The sequence below is a fragment of the Luteirhabdus pelagi genome, assembly GCF_016827595.1.
GTDB classification, from domain to species: domain Bacteria; phylum Bacteroidota; class Bacteroidia; order Flavobacteriales; family Flavobacteriaceae; genus Luteirhabdus; species Luteirhabdus pelagi.
In genome coordinates this window covers 911404-927190 of record NZ_JAECMS010000001.1, presented here as the reverse complement: position 1 = coordinate 927190, position 15787 = coordinate 911404, and the positions used below count along the sequence as shown (strand labels likewise).

Genomic DNA, 15787 nt, shown 5'->3' with positions numbered 1-15787 from the left:
GTAATAGCAGTGTTTGTTTCACGGAAAGATGCCATTTTTGCCAGCCAGTCCAGTTTTGTTTTTGAATGTTTGAAGGCCTTGGTTAATATAGTCAACAAGCATACAAAATCCAAGTCACGATAGCTCCATTCAAACCAAGAAAATAGTATATTTATAAAAATTGCTCAAACTGGAATTATATCCCCAATTTGAGGTTGATTGTTAAGTAGCCCTATCTAGCATAAACTGGATAGGGCATTTTTATGGAGGCTCTTCTTCCCATAAATCAATTTTTGTTTTGGAAGCCATATAAGAAACCAACTGCATTTCCGTTAAGAAATAATACTACAAAACAACCAAACTACAATGACAGCAACCCATACTATTTTAGAATGTGAAATGAAATATAAGGACGGCAGCGCTACCGTTAACAGATTACCGCTGGAGCAACTTTCCATTGGATTAAAAGCTATAAATGAAACCTCGGTACGCCACTATCTAACGGAGCAATTGGAAAATGTAGAAGAAGTACGGATAACGGATGTACGCTCTTTTAAGGATGAAACCGAGTATGTGTCTTATATACGATCTGTAGCGGTGTAGTTCTTTTAGGGTAGCAGCAATTCTAGTTTAAATAGTTGCCTCTAACGGAGTGTTTTTTACCCCATAGGGTGAGGCATGTCGAGGTATTGAAAAAAATAAGTAAATTTGAGGTATGACTACAACTGCAAAGACCAACCACATTGGCAGAAAGATAAGCCGTATCCGCGAACTGCGCGGCATGAAACAGGAAACCCTGGCCGAAGAACTGGGCATTAGCCAACAGGGTGTCTCGCAATTGGAGAACAGTGAAACGGTAGAGGAGGAGAAGTTGGAGCGGGTGGCCAAGGTACTTGGTGTAAGCAAAGAAAGTATCGAGAATTTTTCTGAAGATGCTGTGTTTAATTATTTCAACAGCTTCCATGATCAAAGTGCTTTTAATACTCATTGCACCTTCAACCCTCTGGACAAGTTTGTTGAAGCAGTAGAAGAAAATAAAAAACTGTACGAGCGGTTGTTAGCGGCCGAAAAGGAAAAGGTGAAATACTTAGAAGGTTTAGTGTCTAAAAAGTAACAGCATTCCTTTATTACTCGTAAGAAGCCCTATCCCCAATAATGGCTTGGATAGGGCTTTTTTTATTGTGGAAAACCGTAACAGGTTAAAGGGAGGGTGTAATAGTTTTGTAGTAGCAAGCTAGTTGTTTGGACGGAATTGCGTGTAAAAAATAGTATTAGTGAGGATATAATTAATTAGCACAAGCTGAAAAATGAAAAATATTATTATTACGATATTGCTTTTTTTTGTTTGTTTCATTTTTGGATTAACACCTTCGTTTGCCCAAGAAACAAACCTCGTTGCATCCTGCTGTGAAGGAGAAATTGGTAGATGCACTGGCTCATCGTATTGCACAGCTTGTAAAAATTGCAGGTATTGTAAACACTGTAATAGTGGAGGTTCTTGCGGAGTTTGTTCCGGAGGTAGAAGAAGAACAACGACCCCAACTTATTCACCTAATAGGACAGCCTACCCTTCAACTTCACGAAGCTCAACTACCACTACAAGAAGTAGCACAAAAAATGATATTTGGAATAATAGCACCACCACGAACTCTGATATATACTACTTGCCGAATGACAGGTTTTCTGAATACTATTTAAAAACCTTGATGGTGAATACTATTGCTTTGAATTTAAGGGCTGGCCCTGGAACCGAATATGTAATTTTGGAAAGGTTGAATGAATATCAGGAATTAATTTTTCTTGCAATGACCGGAAATTGGGTAAAAGTAAAAGTGAAATCAACTAATACAATTGGATTTGTACACTACAAATATGTTGTTGTTTTAAATGATTAAAACCAAGTTGTAAACAGTGTATTTAGACCATAGTTGGGCTCATTGCTTAATCGAGCGTAATTCCTTCAAAATGAACAAAGAAAATTTAGAATTTTGACCTTTTAGCAAATTAAAAATGAACCAAAAAAAGGTCGACCTATTTCAGGACAAGACAGATTTTAGAGATTTTAATTTTTTTAGTGTAAAACAAATTCATATTCATTATTGCAAAAACCCAATAAATTATGACAATAAATAAATTTATAAAACAATGTTCTTCTTTAGATAGTCCATTTGGGGATTTAGCGAACGATATTTTGAGTGATGAAAACTTTCCTTCGTCAAAACCTGAAAGAGAAATTATTGAGTATTTAGATTTTAAGACAATACAAGGCGGAACCAATTCAATTTTTCAAGAATTCCTAGCTGAATATCGAAAGAGAAATAATCAAACTCTAAAATTTATTTTGAACTATTTCAAAGAGAATAATATTAAATCTATTGACGACGCAATGGCGAAAGGAATAGCAACATCTTTTGTCGAGTCTTGTGGATATTTAATAAAAATTCCTGTTGAAAATTATTTTCCTGAAAATGTGATAAATGACTTAAAAGAACTTGAAACAATGAATGAAAAGTGGGTGGAGATTTCAGATGGAGAAAAAGTGCAGAGTCATATGCTTACTCGTCCTAATATAAATGACGGAAATAGTATAAATTTTTGTTGTCAAGAAATTCAATTTGACTTTCTCTTATCTTTAACGGACTAAAAATAACGAAATGTCAACATGTCTGACTACAATTAAGGTTGAATGGTTACTTGAATGAAAATGATGCTTAAAGTTGTCTAATTTATCAATTAGATAAAAACACAAGCAAACAATACCGACGGTGGTTGTACGGTTCCGTTGGCAAAAGTTCATATAATCCTTTAAGCAAGACATTAAAGTGCGTTAGCCACGACCTTTAAATGCCTTAATAAGTTTTACAATTTCTGCATTAACTGATTGTCTTCGGGATTTACCGAGTATAGAGTAGATAATAATCACAGTGATTAAAAACAGAAATGGAGATTTAATTAAAACGACGGAAAAATCCGTAATTGACTCCAAAATTTCGTGAGTAGGACTTACAATTCTCATTCAAGTAATATTAGCAAAGCCTGAACTGCATCAAATGTGCTCAATGCCTTAAAGTTTAAAATTGATTGAATAAAATGGAAACGTGAACGAAGTCTTGGTGAAGTCCTTTTCAGCCGAAGAATGACTGGTTTTTTGTCCTTTGCAGTCCTTTGCAAAATTTAAATGCTAGTCCTTTTAGTCCCTTTGTTGGTCCTAGATAAGTACCTAACATTTATCCATTTGAGGTAAAGATAACAAATTAATTGAATTGACAAAATAACGTTTGCCAAGAACGTGAAACACAAATTTCTCGGTTGATTCCTCCTCGGAATCATCCTCGCGGAAGGTTAACCTAAAAGTAATTTCTATAAAATACAGTAAATTGTTGTCGCAACATTTTGTTCAACAATACTCTTGCAAACATTTAAAAAACGGAATGAATAAAAATCTAACTTTTATAATAGTTCTACTTTTTTGCGCTTGCAACGCGCAGCCTAAAGTTAGTTCGACAATTGAGTTTACTTCAAACTTAGAAACGTTTGAAAACCTTTCGGGACTGAAAGAGACCTTAAAGGAGGTAGAAATAATTGCCATTGGCGAAAATACGCACGGCCTGGGAGCGGTATTTTCAGCGAAAACAGAACTAGTTAAGTTCCTACATCAAGAATTAGGGTTTGATTTGATCCTTTTCGAATCGGGATTTGGTGATGCCGCATTAGCCTGGGAACAATTGGACGCATTATCAACTAAAGAATATACAAGCGTTTTTAGCTCAAACTTTTATTACAACTCAGAAGAAATTGAAAATCTTGTAAACTATGTAAAACTACAAGATGGGAAATTAAAAATCCAAGGTTTCGACTGCCAACCACAGCAAAACTATCTTATTAAGCGAATGTCCGAGATTGCCCAACCATTGGATTCAATATTGGCAAATTCGGTCCCGTTGGAAATGAAAAGTTTTAATTATCTCTATCAATATGAAAATGACAAAGATACATTGTCATTCAACAATCAACGAGACAGGTTTATTGGGTTTTTAAACAGTTACGACGCTTTTTTGGATAAAAACCTAGATAATTTGCTTACATCAGGAACAACAAAAAATGAAATTGATGCGCTAAAAAGATCAAATGAAATTTTTATAGAGACCTACTCGAAAATCAATATTGGTGAGATAATGAGCTGGCCAATAGCGGATAACATAAGGGATAGATCATTATTTGAAATCGTAAAATCCTTCAAAGAATCCGACCCTACATCAAAAATTATTATTTGGGCTCAAAACAGCCATATTGAAAACAAGACCAAACCGAACTACAATGTCAATTGGATCGGGCATAATCTTAAAAAAGCTTTTGGCGATAAATATTATTCAATTGGAGCAGTGGTGTATAGTGGTAAAAACCTGACCTATAATGGGGCATTTGATTTTGAGCATAGCGACCCTAAGTATCTTGCGTATCACCTTAATCAATTTCAAAAAGAAAAATTCGTGTTGGACTTAAGAAACCATAACAAACAGGATTTTACCAACGAGCTGCTTTTAGGAATGGAAAACAATGGAAATACAGCTGAATTCATTGCTAAAGACAGATTTGATGGACTCTTTTTTATTCAGTTTAGTGATATACCAACGTTGATTAAAGAACAGTAAAAATGTTTGCCAACTACGTATAGGGATAAATATTGCCTGAGACGGTTATGTTTGAAAAAGATTTCGGGGAACCACCTTGTCCACCCAATCGGAATAGTATGTAAACTAAAAACTACACAGCTATACGATAGGCAAGACCGTTTCGTTTAAAATAAAAGTTTTATATTTAGACAGAATTGCTAATAGGCTTCCACTAAAAGGGAAGCCGCTTGGAAAGTTTTGAATGGCCCTCTCCCCAGTTTAGGCTAGGAGAGGGCTTTTTATTTGTTGAAATTGGTAAGGGGGTGAAAAGGCGCTGTAATATGTAATGAGATCATCTGTTTATAGGAATGGGTGAACTGGAATAAGTGATTTTATTGATTATATAAAAAGGTTCCCAAAAATTGAACAATAATGAAACAGGTAGGAAAATTTAAGCTATTTAATAATGCTGAGTTTGAGATTTGGACTGAGCAGCAGAGGTTTAGTAGAAAAGTTGACAACCTACAATTGCATCATACTTGGATTCCAGCATATAGACATTTTGATACGAACAATCATTTCAAATTATGTCAAAGTATGGAAACTTCGCACTTAAATAGAGGGTTTAATCAAATTGGGCAAAATATAACAATTTTCCCTGATGGATTAATAATGGTATGTAGACCTATTGACACTAAACCTGCTGGAATAAAATACAATAATACCGGTGCTATATGTATCGAAAACGTAGGAGATTTTGATACCGATAAGGATAATATGACGGACCTACAAAAAGAAAGTATTTTAAATGTATTGAAGGTATTTCTGATAAAATTTAATTTACAGGCAAATGACAGTTCTATTGTTTACCATCATTGGTTTCACCTAGGCAGTGGTAAACGTAACAATGGAGGCCCTAAGAACACAAATAAAACTTGTCCTGGGACTAATTTTTTTGGTGGGAACAAAGTAAACGATTTCAAAAAAAATTTACTTCCTCTGATAACTAAAAAAAATGATTATGTCTGAGAATTTTGATATAACCGAAGATGAACTAAAAGAGAATTTAAGAAAATCTACTTATCCATCAACTAATAAAGTCGAGGATATTAAATTCGAAAATTTGTTTAGAGTCCCAGATAATTCACAAAATAAATACGCAACTTTTTCTGAAGAATTCGAAAAGTATAAATTAAAGGTTGACATTGTAAAATGGTTGATTGGTACAGTAGGCCTTACTCTGATAACATTTGTTATTAATTGGGGTTTCAAAGACAGAGAGAGAGGTCTTATAGAGTTACAAATGTATGATAGATATGCTAATAAAACAGTTGTGTTTCACGAGAACCCAAAGAATAGATTACTACTGGCTCAATTTTATTCAAATGTTTCTCCTTCTGAAAAACTTAGAACTGGATGGGTCAAATATTTAAAAGTGGTTGAGGAAGATTACAGAATATTCAAAAAAGAAGATTCAATTACAAAGGCAGAGCTTTTAAAGCTAAAAAAAGAAGACACTCTAAATAAATCGCAAATAGAAGAAAAACAACAATTGGAAATTAAAAATGCGAATATAGAAAGAATTAAAGCCGAGCCATTGATGTTAGATATTAATAATACTTATAAAAAAAGAAATAAGATATACTTGCATATCTATAATGAAAATCAAAGAGATGAGATTAATAAAATAATGAATGATTTGAATTTGCTAGGCTTAAATGCATTGGGCATAGAATTAATTGAAAACAGAGAGGTTAATAATAAAAATGAGATACGATACTATTTCGAAGAAGATATTGATTTAGTTAATTTAATTAAAAGTGAGATTGAAAGAAATCGTAATAAAAAAATTGAAATAAAATATATTCCAAGCCTACAATCAAAAACATCACAAGGTACAATTGAACTATGGTTTATGTAATAATTACTTTGTGTATCAACGCATATAAAAAATAACGGTATTTGTGCTTAAGATTAGGAAAATTAATAAATCAAAAGTCATTATAAAACCGAAAAATTAGTGTGTAAAAATATGCTGCTATTCCTTTTCAAGATCGTTAGCGGTTATTTAATTAAAAATTATGGCTAGAAAAATTATGGTTCTTCATCTACTACTATCTTTCGCCTCCTTATTTGCACAGGTTGATCGAATAGATAATCCAGTTAAAAATTTTGATAAATTATGGAGTGTGTTCAATGATAGATATGCAAATTTTGAATTAAAAAACGTAAACTGGGACTCTGTTTATAAGGCCTATCGTCCACTTATCAATGAACGCACCACAAATGATAGTTTATTTAAGGTCTGTAACAAAATGCTTCTCGAGCTAAAAGATGGCCACGTAAACCTAATTGAATACGGGAGAAAGGGAAAGGTACTCAAGAGGGGAGATGACGGTAGTCCCTCTAAGTTTCTGGAACGATTCCCACTATCAAAAAATGATAAGTACACAATATATAAACTATTGAAAACCACTGATAGTACATTAAGAGAGAATGGGTTCATTCATATTGGCAACTCAGGGAACAGTACATTAGAATATTATAAGTCGGAAGATTTTGGATACTTGAGAATTCTATCTATGGGGAAACTGAGCTCAAGAGAATATAAAAGATATATAGATGATGCGGTCAAAAATTTTAAAGGTTTGAAGGGGGTTATTATTGACATAAGGTTCAACGGTGGCGGCGATGATAAAAATTCAATGATTATAGCAAGCAGGTTTACCGATAAAAAAAGAGTTGGGTTCTTAAAAAAAGAAAGAATAAATGGTACTTCGAGATACAAAAAAATGGTTATAAGCCACATATCACCCGCTGGGCAAGTCCAATATACAGGACCCATTGTGATCTTGACAAGTGACCTAACAGCAAGCGCTGCCGAGGTCTTTGCCCTAGCGATGAAAGAATTACCATATGTAAGTATTCTTGGAGATAACACAAATGGGATATTCTCAGACATGTTTGATTTTAAATTGCCAAACGGATGGTTGGCGACCTTATCACATCAAAAGTATTTCTCGGCCAATATGAAAAATTTTGAGGGAATTGGAGTAGAACCAGATATAGAGGTGAAAAATACTCATGAAGATATAATAACTGGAAGGGATCAAGTTATTATAGAAGCTATTGATCTGATTAATCAATAAACAACTGCTAACAACGCATAACGTAAATTGCTCTGATGATTATTAAAGAATTACTTTAAACAGGCTTATCTGAAAAATTCGTAATTTGATTTTACGTCAAAAATCCTGTTAGCAATAATTAATAGACATTTTATGAAATACCTTCTTTGCGCAATACTTTCCTTTATAACCTTAAATAATTCGGCAGCTCAGGAAAGGAATATGGTTCCGGTTGCATCCATTGATGGCATTATCAACGAACTACTTGACCAAATAACTATAGAAAAGGGAGAGAAAATGGATACCACAGCAGTTAGGAATTTATTTCACCCCTCTGCCATACTTACAGTGGCTGATGATGCAAAAGCTGAAACGGTATCGCTTGATGACTTTCTTAATCTCTTAAAAGATCCTTATTATGAAGAAGGGTATCTCGAAAAGGAAATTCATAAAATAGTGGACGAGTATAACGGAATCGCGCAAGTGTTTCAAAGTTTTTATGGCAAGGATTCCGAGGGTGTTGAAGAAAGAGGTGTGAATAGCTATCAGTTAACCTATTATGATAACCGATGGTGGATAGTTAGCCTTTTATGGACTGTAGAGCGTGAAAGTTTAGAAATACCTGCGAAGTATGTAGGGCAATGAGCGAAAAGTTGTTTTAAAATCAACCAATAATGCCTTCAATATATAACCATGATTAAAATTGAAAATATGAAAAGGATAGTATTTACGCTGTCCTTGGTACTAAATATTTCCCTTGCTTTTAGCCAAAATGATTGTTTACAATACGACGGCAACTATGAGTACCGGGCCGAGTTAAATATTGCCGAAGTACCGGTAGATTTTGATAAAAACGACTTTTTATCACACATAACGGCTCTTGATGATATTGCTGCTGATGATTTAAACACGCTATCCACAGAAGTTATCGCTGTTTATAAAATATTTCCCATGGCAACGGGTGAGGTGGTGACCATCGAGGCGCAATCCGAAATCTACCCAATCCTATCCGAATTGGAAAACGCTATCAATTTTCATTTTTGCGTAGAGAACGACTGTTCCAATGATGAGGGGGAATTTCAATACCTGCCCCTACTATATATCGAAACAGTTCCGAATGATTTTGATAAGAATGATTTCATCGATTTCATCGAAGGTGTGGAAACCGTATCAAATGAGGATCTAGCTACGCTAACGAACAATATAACAGCTGTGGAGAAAACCTTTCCATCTTCACAATCCGGAGTGCTAGTTAGAGTTGTCACCATCGCTGCTACTGGTGACTTATATCCAATTCTCGATAGCTTGGAAAATGCAATCGAATATATGGAATGTGGCTTCGATGAGGTGGTGCTAGGTATGGATGGTCTCAAAAATAATACTGATATCTTGGTCTATCCAAACCCAATTACAGACAATTCGGTAATAAAGATTGGCAAAGATAGGACGGACCTTAAGTGGGAGGTGGTTAATACGCTGGGAGAAATAATACATCAGGGCAGCCATGCCGGTGCTGATGGTATTGAAATTGGGAAAATTGCAATGCTAGATGGAGTGTATTTTGTTAGAATTCATGACAAAAAAGACAAACAGATATATGTTGTTCGGATAGTCAAATAAAAATGATGCATAAGAATAGAAATTGCTGTATAAGAGGCAAATTATAAAAAGAAATAGGTTGTGGGTGAAGGCCTTCAAGCTTCGATAGGCAGCTATTGATTTCAGTTGAAAGCAATTTAGAAGTAAACAATTTTGTTTACTTTTTTGATTTATGTTGTTTTTACGGGTAAATTTAACTTCTTTATGTTGCCAAGTTTAGGAAAAATAAAAGGTATTCATCCTGGTGCGTTAATTCGATGGGAGCTTGATAATCGTAATCTCAAAAGTAGTCAGCTGGCAGCTGCCATTGGTGAGCATAAACAAACCATAAGTGCCATTCTTAATAAAAGGAGAAATATTAACCCAAAGCTCTCCATTAAGTTGGCAAATGTATTTGGTACTGAGAAGGATTACTTCATGCTATTGCAGGCAAGCTACGATGTAAAGGAGGCCGCTGCTAAAGTAAGGACTATTCCTAATTTCACTAAAATAAGAAGGATTCTCTTTTGGGATACGAACTTTGATACCATAGATTGGGATAAAAATAAAAGATCTGTGATTAAAAGAATATTGGAGAGAGGGACCAAAGATGAGATAAATGAAATCATTTCCTTTTATGTTAGAAATGTGGTTTCTAAAGAAATTAAATCATTAAAAAGCTATCTACCTTTCTTTGAAAAGAATGCAATGGACCATAATCTAATGTAACGTATGAAATTATATTTGAATACCGTTTCCAAAAGCCTGTGGGATGCGCTTACAAAATTAATGGTTGCCGAGGAATTTGATAATTTTAGAATGGTGGGAGGTACTTCACTCAGTCTCCAACTAGGACATAGGGAATCCGTTGATATAGAACATGCTGTCACAAAGTGACATTTTACTATTTTCTCAAGTATTTTTTACATCAATATTGAAATATAGTACACCTCGATATTCACTTTTCTTGAGTACAATGGATTATTGGAGGTCGTTCTTTTACGTTAGATTTGGTTGTATCCTTTCCATTCTAGAACGTGGGTAAAAACTGCTAAATCAAAATTGTGTAAATTGGTAGTCGAGCCACTTAACGTATCCGTTGTGGTTTTGATAATTTATAAATTTCGGATTTGGAAAAGAAAAAGTATTTCGCTTCGATAAGTAAATGGAACGCTGATAGGGTTGTTAGTATTTCAGCAATTATTGTGAGCTTGGGTACGCTTTTCATGATATTCTACCAGACCAACCTTATTCGAAAGGAACAGAAGGCGTCAGTGATGCCGAGCCTAAGAATCGGATACAGTATTTCACAAGATAGTATAGGCGTAAAGGAGAATTTATTTGTGATAAATCAAGGGCTAGGGCCTGCATTTATTGATGAAGTTAGGATTGTTGAAAATGGAAATTCTTATGACTTAGATCCATATTCCTATATATCACGGGTTCCTGGTTATCAGAAGGAAGAGACAACCTATTTCAATAGACTATATACCGGCTCTATAATTTCGCAGAATGATAGAGTCAAGATATTTGAGAAAATAACGGATACTACCTCTAGGGTCGCACTAAGTCGGTTGTTCAAATTTCCTTATGAGGTTGGCAGCAGAGAGGTAAGCGAAAGGGCAACCTCGGTAATTGAGATTGTTTACAAAAACATATATGACGATAAGTGGTTAATCAGATCAAACGAAGCGGTTCCTCAAATAGTTGATTGATATAGATTCGGTTATGCCTAAAAGAAAATGATACAGTTTGAATAATTTAGGTTAAGTAACCTTTCGCCTCTACTCCATTTTCGCATCCAATTCTACAGATGACCAATACTTTGTTGTTAGTACAAGTTTTCTTTCATAACAACTTAAAGAGACCACATAAGATCGTAATAATGACGATAATTTTAGTAGGAAAATACTTAAAATCATACCGTTAATCGAATTTATGGTTAAAAAAAGTGTATTTCATCGATGATTTCATATCCTTGTCGAAAACTTTTCAACTATTCATGCTGAAGACATTTCGTCCCCTAGTTTTGTCGTCCCAAATTAGACTAACTTATGAAATCGAAATCTCTCCTCGTAATTCTATTATTGACTTCATTTCTTGGTACTGCTCAAGTTGGTATCAATACAACAACGCCTGATCCTTCTAGTATCTTGGATGTTCAAGCTACTAACAAGGGAATGTTGATTCCTCGTGTAGGGTTGACTAGTACAACGGATGTTGTTACTATCCAGAATCCTGCGGAAGGCTTAATGGTTTATAATACTACAGAAGATATTGGTATTTCCCCAGGCTTTTATTTTTGGGATGGTTCAGATTGGATCGTATTTAATACAGGTACTGGGGGGTCAGGAAGTACCGGTGGCTCGGATGATAAATGGTCTAAAGAGGGTGATGACCTTTCAGGTAGTGAATTTATCGGTAGCACCAACTATCAATCCCTCCAATTTCGGGTGAATAATAATGAGATGGGACTAATACACCCTAATGGTGGTTTGGCTTTTGGTAATAATGCTGAGGCAAACCCAAATAATTCATTGGCTTTGGGAACGAATGCTGATGCATCTGTCAGTAATGAGGCTGTGGCTATAGGACCTTCTACAACTGCTACTGGCTTCCGCTCCACGGCAATTGGATATAATGCAAATGCAAGTAATGCCAATAGCACTGTTGCGCTTGGCGACTCTGCTTCGGCCACAAGCTTTCAGTCCGTTGCGATTGGAAAGAATGCCTCCACAAGCGGTAACAATAATGCTATGGCATTAGGAACGCATAGTACGGCTACTGGTGAGAACAGTACTGCATTGGGGGTTTCTGCAACCGCCAGCGGTCAGTATTCCATGGCCTTGGGATATGGTTCTGAAGCAACTCAGGTGAATACTATTATTCTTGGTAACGATATTACGGATGCTACCGACTGGGCAGCAACCAAGGTGGGAATCGGTACTACTAATCCAACCGAGAAGCTGGAGGTGCATGGTAATATCAAAATCCAGCAAGGAAAGCTTAAAATGGAAAACAGTTCGCTCCAATTGGCGGATGGAACACACGGAGAAGGAAAGGTTTTGGTCTCCGATGCAAATGGAAATACTTCTTGGGCCGATATGTCTGCAACTTCGCAATTGGCATATGCAGATATTTATGCTAGTAGCGATCAGAACTTAGTGTCCTGGAATCCTATTTCATTTGGAAGTATAGAGGTGTCTGAAAACCTGAATATAAATAACAATAATGTTCAGTTTACGACGGCGGGTACATATAGGATAACTTTTACGGTGACAGTAACTAAATCTGGAGGTAGTGATGAAAATATCAAGTTCCGGTTGGCAAGAGGTCATAATTCCAACTTTATTCCTGGAAGCAGTGGATATGCCTTTATCGGAAATGGAGACCGACAAACGGTTCAAATCTCAAAAATCGTGCACTTTAATGCTTGGCAACAGCTTTATGTTTGCACCGATGCTGCTAATGGTTCCGGCTTAGTTGCGTTGGGAGATGCCACAATGTTAAACATCGAGTTGATTAAGGCGGACTAAGGAAGACCTGCCACTCTCTTTTTTTGTATTCAATTATCCTGAAAATTGGAAATTTCCGTTTAGGGAACTTATGGCACCATCTATATACTCGAGTAATCGATTAAAAAATATGTCATATATTTAAATAAAATTATGTGTTATGAACCGAATGGATTTCGAAACCTTATCGGAAGCTGTAGATTTCTTTACTGAAAATGGATACGAGGAAGATTTTGAAGCGGAGGATGATAAGATTATTGGAAACTTTTCTAGGAAAGAATATCAGCCATTAGATCTTTTGATAATAGACTATTATCGTTTTGAGGGAGCGACGGATCCAGATGATGAGGTAGCGGTTTTTGCAATAAAGGCTAAAGACGGTTCAAAAGGGACACTAGTAATGACATATGGTGCTGAACAAAATCAAAATGCAGAACTTTTAAGAAAAATCCCTAGGCGAGATTGATGGCTCTTGAGAGAGTATTCTGAGACATGGTATTTTAAAGATTATAAGCTTATCAGCTAATGATATAAACAACTTTCTAGATTAAACTTGGGTTACTTATTTATATAACAACAATATAAATAGAAAAGAGATAATCTCCCTAGGTCCCGAAATTTATTTCCTCTGTGCAACAATTTACTACTGGTCCTTAACATCCAACCTTTTTAATCCTGTAGCACTTTGTCTTTTAGGCGTTTTGGCTTTACTAATTTTTACTGGTAAGGTATTGGTGGGAATTATTGTATCGGTTGCAATAATCATGATAAACCTATTCTTCGCTTTGGCCCTTGTTTCTGAAATATCTGAGTTTTCCGAGCCGGTAAATAATTTTTGGAACCTTCTTCTTGTTGGCTCTCTCTTTCTAGTTATTAACCTAATAATGGCTACGCTTATGCTTTCAAAATATATACATAGGAAAATGGATACTTCGGGCATTGTTTAGTAGCCTTATAGAGCACAATAATATTATTTAGCTATAAATAATTATATTTGGATATTACGAAAGTTAAATAGGCTATTAGGTCTACAATTCGGTCAACAAGAAAAAAATAAGAAACGCAAGTATCTGTAAAACAATAGCTTAAAGTGTAGGTTCGAATCCCTTCGCGCCCACTTCAAGCACAAATCCCGAGTCATTGACTCGGGATTTTTTTATTCCGTAACGTCAAAAACTCGTTTTTGAAAGGAGTCGGGATGAAAAAATACTGTTTGCGAAGCAAGCGGGGATTTGTACCTTGCCTGCGGCAGGCAGGTTTGCAAGAGCGGTCTCGCCCTGGGATGGCGGGAGTAATCCCTGTAGTTTTCTTTTCCATAACTTCCTTGAAAACTTTATTGCCATTCCAAAAAATAGTATTTTTGTCGGCGCTTGGGTCATTAACTCAGTTGCCTGCCTATTACGAACTGGAGTGTTAGCTCAGTTGGTTCAGAGCACCACCTTGACAGGGTGGGGGTCATTGGTTCGAATCCAATACACTTCACAAAGGCAGGCATGGTTCACCCGCCCGTACCGAACAGCTACGTTCGGGCGGGGAGTGTTACCTTGACAGGGTAGAAGTCACTGGTTCGAATCCAGTATGACCCACTTTTAAGTAAAAATCCCGAGTAAATTGACTCGGGATTTTTTTATCAAATAAATTCAAGTATACGTTCCAATGCCATTCCTCTGGAGCCTTTTATCAAGATGAAAGAGTGGTTGGGGAGCGATTTCGGAAACACCTGCTTTACATCTTCAAAGCTTCTGAATTTTTCTATATGTGAAGCATCCGAGCTTGTCTTATAAAAGTCTTCGCCTACTAAAAAGATCTTCGCTTCGGTTTTGTTTTTAAGGAAGTCGGTGATGGCTTGATGCTCCACTTCAGCATCCCTTCCCAGTTCAAACATATCGCCTAGCAGTAGGACCAAATTATTGCGTTGTTTGCTAAAAACATTCTCTAATGCAGCGAGCATACTCGTTGGATTGGCATTATAGGCGTCCAGTAAAATAGTATGGCCACATTTTTCCATTAATTGTGAACGGTTGTTCGAAGGAACATATTCTTCAATAGCATCCTTAATTGCCTTTAGTGGCACTTCAAAATAATTGCCGATAGCGATTGCGGCAGAAATATTCCCAAAGTTATAACGTCCCACCAAACGGCTCTGTATTTCCGTGTCATCGACTTTCAATTTTAGTCCAAGATCGTTTTCTTCAATCAAAACTGGCATAACTGAGTCTTCGGTTCTACCAAAGACAATCCGGTCCATTTGTTTCGTTAAGGAAAGCTGTTTTGAATCGTTACCGTTTACAAAAACTTTTTTCCCATGCTTCTGAAGATGTTGGTATAGTTCCGACTTTCCTTTTACAACTCCTTCAACTCCTCCGAAGCCCTCTAAATGTGCTTTGCCAAAGTTGGTGATATAGCCGTAGTCTGGAAAAGCGATGTTGCACAAGTTTTCAATTTCCTTTTGATGATTCGCGCCCATTTCAACGATACCCATTTCAGTATCTTTTGCCATTGAAAGTAAGGTAAGCGGTACGCCAATATGATTATTTAGGTTGCCCTTAGTTGCAATTGTATTGAATTTCTTCGAAAGTACAGCGCTGATCAGCTCCTTCGTGGTCGTTTTGCCATTACTTCCAGTAAGTGATACAATGGGGATTCCCAACCACTTTCTATGGTAAGTTGCCAATTGTTGAAGTAAGCTTAGGCTGTCGCCATGGAGGATAGTTTCGCCAGTGTTTCGGTGGAATCGCATATCGTCAATTACCACCTTATAAGCCCCTTTTTCTAATGCTTCGTCGGTAAACTTGTTGCCATTAAAGTTGTCACCTTTCAGGGCAAAAAACAGACAGCCTTTCGTAATCTTTCGGGTGTCGGTACAAATGCCGTTACTATCTAAAAAGTGTTGGTGTAAGGTTTCAATTCTCATAGCTTAAAAATACAATGAAAAAAACCCTTCAATGTAAGATTGAAGGGTTTGCTTGAAAAT

General features: G+C 36.0%; 18 protein-coding genes and 1 tRNA gene. 17 read left to right on the top strand and 2 right to left on the bottom strand.

From position 1 onward, the window contains the following. Positions 1–345 precede the first annotated feature (345 nt). The 16 genes from I4Q58_RS04255 (at position 346) to I4Q58_RS04180 (ending at position 13279) form a co-directional block, all read left to right on the top strand. Positions 346–582: a hypothetical protein gene (locus I4Q58_RS04255; protein ID WP_203294054.1), complete on the top strand. Its 237-nt coding sequence runs from the start codon at positions 346–348 to the stop codon at positions 580–582. Between the two features lie 112 nt (positions 583–694). Continuing rightward, the gene (locus I4Q58_RS04250) at positions 695–1093 is read left to right on the top strand and encodes a helix-turn-helix domain-containing protein (RefSeq protein ID WP_203294023.1); all 399 of its coding nucleotides are present in this window, start codon (positions 695–697) and stop codon (positions 1091–1093) included. A 260-nt stretch (positions 1094–1353) separates the two neighbouring features. Then, the gene (locus I4Q58_RS04245; RefSeq protein WP_203294021.1) at positions 1354–1677 is read left to right on the top strand and encodes a hypothetical protein; all 324 of its coding nucleotides are present in this window, start codon (positions 1354–1356) and stop codon (positions 1675–1677) included. 8 nt (positions 1678–1685) lie between these two features. After that, on the top strand, positions 1686–1874 hold the full coding sequence (locus tag I4Q58_RS15760; protein ID WP_203294019.1) for an SH3 domain-containing protein: 189 nt from the start codon (positions 1686–1688) through the stop codon (positions 1872–1874). Between the two features lie 224 nt (positions 1875–2098). Next, entirely contained in the window at positions 2099–2623 is a 525-nt protein-coding gene (locus I4Q58_RS04235) for a YozE family protein (RefSeq protein WP_203294017.1), read from the top strand. Between the two features lie 787 nt (positions 2624–3410). Then, a complete protein-coding gene (locus I4Q58_RS04230) occupies positions 3411–4631 on the top strand; it encodes an erythromycin esterase family protein (protein WP_203294015.1) in 1221 nt (406 codons plus the stop codon). A 393-nt stretch (positions 4632–5024) separates the two neighbouring features. After that, the gene (locus I4Q58_RS04225) at positions 5025–5621 is read left to right on the top strand and encodes a peptidoglycan recognition protein family protein (protein WP_203294013.1); all 597 of its coding nucleotides are present in this window, start codon (positions 5025–5027) and stop codon (positions 5619–5621) included. Continuing rightward, positions 5614–6513: a hypothetical protein gene (locus I4Q58_RS04220; protein WP_203294011.1), complete on the top strand. Its 900-nt coding sequence runs from the start codon at positions 5614–5616 to the stop codon at positions 6511–6513. The genes I4Q58_RS04225 and I4Q58_RS04220 overlap by 8 nt, the downstream gene beginning before the upstream one ends. Positions 6514–6673: 160 nt before the next feature. Beyond that, positions 6674–7741 carry a S41 family peptidase gene (locus I4Q58_RS04215; RefSeq protein WP_203294009.1) on the top strand — a complete coding sequence of 356 codons (1068 nt, stop codon included), beginning with the start codon at positions 6674–6676 and terminating at the stop codon, positions 7739–7741. A 132-nt stretch (positions 7742–7873) separates the two neighbouring features. Beyond that, positions 7874–8365 carry a hypothetical protein gene (locus tag I4Q58_RS04210; protein ID WP_203294007.1) on the top strand — a complete coding sequence of 164 codons (492 nt, stop codon included), beginning with the start codon at positions 7874–7876 and terminating at the stop codon, positions 8363–8365. Positions 8366–8431: 66 nt separating this feature from the next. Then, positions 8432–9340 carry a T9SS type A sorting domain-containing protein gene (locus tag I4Q58_RS04205; protein ID WP_203294005.1) on the top strand — a complete coding sequence of 303 codons (909 nt, stop codon included), beginning with the start codon at positions 8432–8434 and terminating at the stop codon, positions 9338–9340. A gap of 183 nt (positions 9341–9523) precedes the next feature. After that, positions 9524–10027 (top strand): HigA family addiction module antitoxin, encoded by a 504-nt coding sequence (locus tag I4Q58_RS04200; protein ID WP_203294003.1) that lies wholly within the window; start codon positions 9524–9526, stop codon positions 10025–10027. 3 nt (positions 10028–10030) lie between these two features. Further along, positions 10031–10195 carry a nucleotidyl transferase AbiEii/AbiGii toxin family protein gene (locus tag I4Q58_RS15685; protein WP_203294001.1) on the top strand — a complete coding sequence of 55 codons (165 nt, stop codon included), beginning with the start codon at positions 10031–10033 and terminating at the stop codon, positions 10193–10195. A 233-nt stretch (positions 10196–10428) separates the two neighbouring features. Further along, positions 10429–11013 carry a hypothetical protein gene (locus I4Q58_RS04190; protein WP_203293999.1) on the top strand — a complete coding sequence of 195 codons (585 nt, stop codon included), beginning with the start codon at positions 10429–10431 and terminating at the stop codon, positions 11011–11013. 339 nt (positions 11014–11352) lie between these two features. Further along, positions 11353–12834 carry a hypothetical protein gene (locus I4Q58_RS04185; RefSeq protein ID WP_203293998.1) on the top strand — a complete coding sequence of 494 codons (1482 nt, stop codon included), beginning with the start codon at positions 11353–11355 and terminating at the stop codon, positions 12832–12834. Between the two features lie 139 nt (positions 12835–12973). Continuing rightward, on the top strand, positions 12974–13279 hold the full coding sequence (locus tag I4Q58_RS04180; protein WP_203293996.1) for a phosphoribosylpyrophosphate synthetase: 306 nt from the start codon (positions 12974–12976) through the stop codon (positions 13277–13279). A 177-nt stretch (positions 13280–13456) separates the two neighbouring features. On the opposite strand, the gene I4Q58_RS04175 is transcribed toward I4Q58_RS04180, so the two are convergent. Beyond that, the gene (locus I4Q58_RS04175; RefSeq protein ID WP_203293994.1) at positions 13457–13753 is read right to left on the bottom strand and encodes a hypothetical protein; all 297 of its coding nucleotides are present in this window, start codon (positions 13751–13753) and stop codon (positions 13457–13459) included. Between the two features lie 467 nt (positions 13754–14220). Between I4Q58_RS04175 and I4Q58_RS04170 the strand changes: the two genes are divergently transcribed. Continuing rightward, positions 14221–14295 (top strand) — tRNA-Val (locus I4Q58_RS04170). Positions 14296–14443: 148 nt separating this feature from the next. Here I4Q58_RS04170 and I4Q58_RS04165 read toward each other — a convergent pair. After that, entirely contained in the window at positions 14444–15727 is a 1284-nt protein-coding gene (locus I4Q58_RS04165) for a UDP-N-acetylmuramoyl-tripeptide--D-alanyl-D-alanine ligase (RefSeq protein ID WP_203293992.1), read from the bottom strand. Between the last annotated feature and the right edge of the window lie 60 nt (positions 15728–15787).

Bases quoted from the DNA above. Each gene is read 5' to 3' on its own strand.
- I4Q58_RS04255 (WP_203294054.1), top strand. From the start codon at position 346: ATGACAGCAACCCATACTATTTTAGAATGTGAAATGAAATATAAGGAC.
- I4Q58_RS04250 (WP_203294023.1), top strand. From the start codon at position 695: ATGACTACAACTGCAAAGACCAACCACATTGGCAGAAAGATAAGCCGT.
- I4Q58_RS15760 (WP_203294019.1), top strand. From the start codon at position 1,686: ATGGTGAATACTATTGCTTTGAATTTAAGGGCTGGCCCTGGAACCGAA.
- I4Q58_RS04235 (WP_203294017.1), top strand. From the start codon at position 2,099: ATGACAATAAATAAATTTATAAAACAATGTTCTTCTTTAGATAGTCCA.
- I4Q58_RS04230 (WP_203294015.1), top strand. From the start codon at position 3,411: ATGAATAAAAATCTAACTTTTATAATAGTTCTACTTTTTTGCGCTTGC.
- I4Q58_RS04225 (WP_203294013.1), top strand. From the start codon at position 5,025: ATGAAACAGGTAGGAAAATTTAAGCTATTTAATAATGCTGAGTTTGAG.
- I4Q58_RS04220 (WP_203294011.1), top strand. From the start codon at position 5,614: ATGTCTGAGAATTTTGATATAACCGAAGATGAACTAAAAGAGAATTTA.
- I4Q58_RS04215 (WP_203294009.1), top strand. From the start codon at position 6,674: ATGGCTAGAAAAATTATGGTTCTTCATCTACTACTATCTTTCGCCTCC.
- I4Q58_RS04210 (WP_203294007.1), top strand. From the start codon at position 7,874: ATGAAATACCTTCTTTGCGCAATACTTTCCTTTATAACCTTAAATAAT.
- I4Q58_RS04205 (WP_203294005.1), top strand. From the start codon at position 8,432: ATGAAAAGGATAGTATTTACGCTGTCCTTGGTACTAAATATTTCCCTT.
- I4Q58_RS04200 (WP_203294003.1), top strand. From the start codon at position 9,524: ATGTTGCCAAGTTTAGGAAAAATAAAAGGTATTCATCCTGGTGCGTTA.
- I4Q58_RS15685 (WP_203294001.1), top strand. From the start codon at position 10,031: ATGAAATTATATTTGAATACCGTTTCCAAAAGCCTGTGGGATGCGCTT.
- I4Q58_RS04185 (WP_203293998.1), top strand. From the start codon at position 11,353: ATGAAATCGAAATCTCTCCTCGTAATTCTATTATTGACTTCATTTCTT.
- I4Q58_RS04180 (WP_203293996.1), top strand. From the start codon at position 12,974: ATGAACCGAATGGATTTCGAAACCTTATCGGAAGCTGTAGATTTCTTT.
- I4Q58_RS04175 (WP_203293994.1), bottom strand. From the start codon at position 13,753: ATGCCCGAAGTATCCATTTTCCTATGTATATATTTTGAAAGCATAAGC.
- I4Q58_RS04165 (WP_203293992.1), bottom strand. From the start codon at position 15,727: ATGAGAATTGAAACCTTACACCAACACTTTTTAGATAGTAACGGCATT.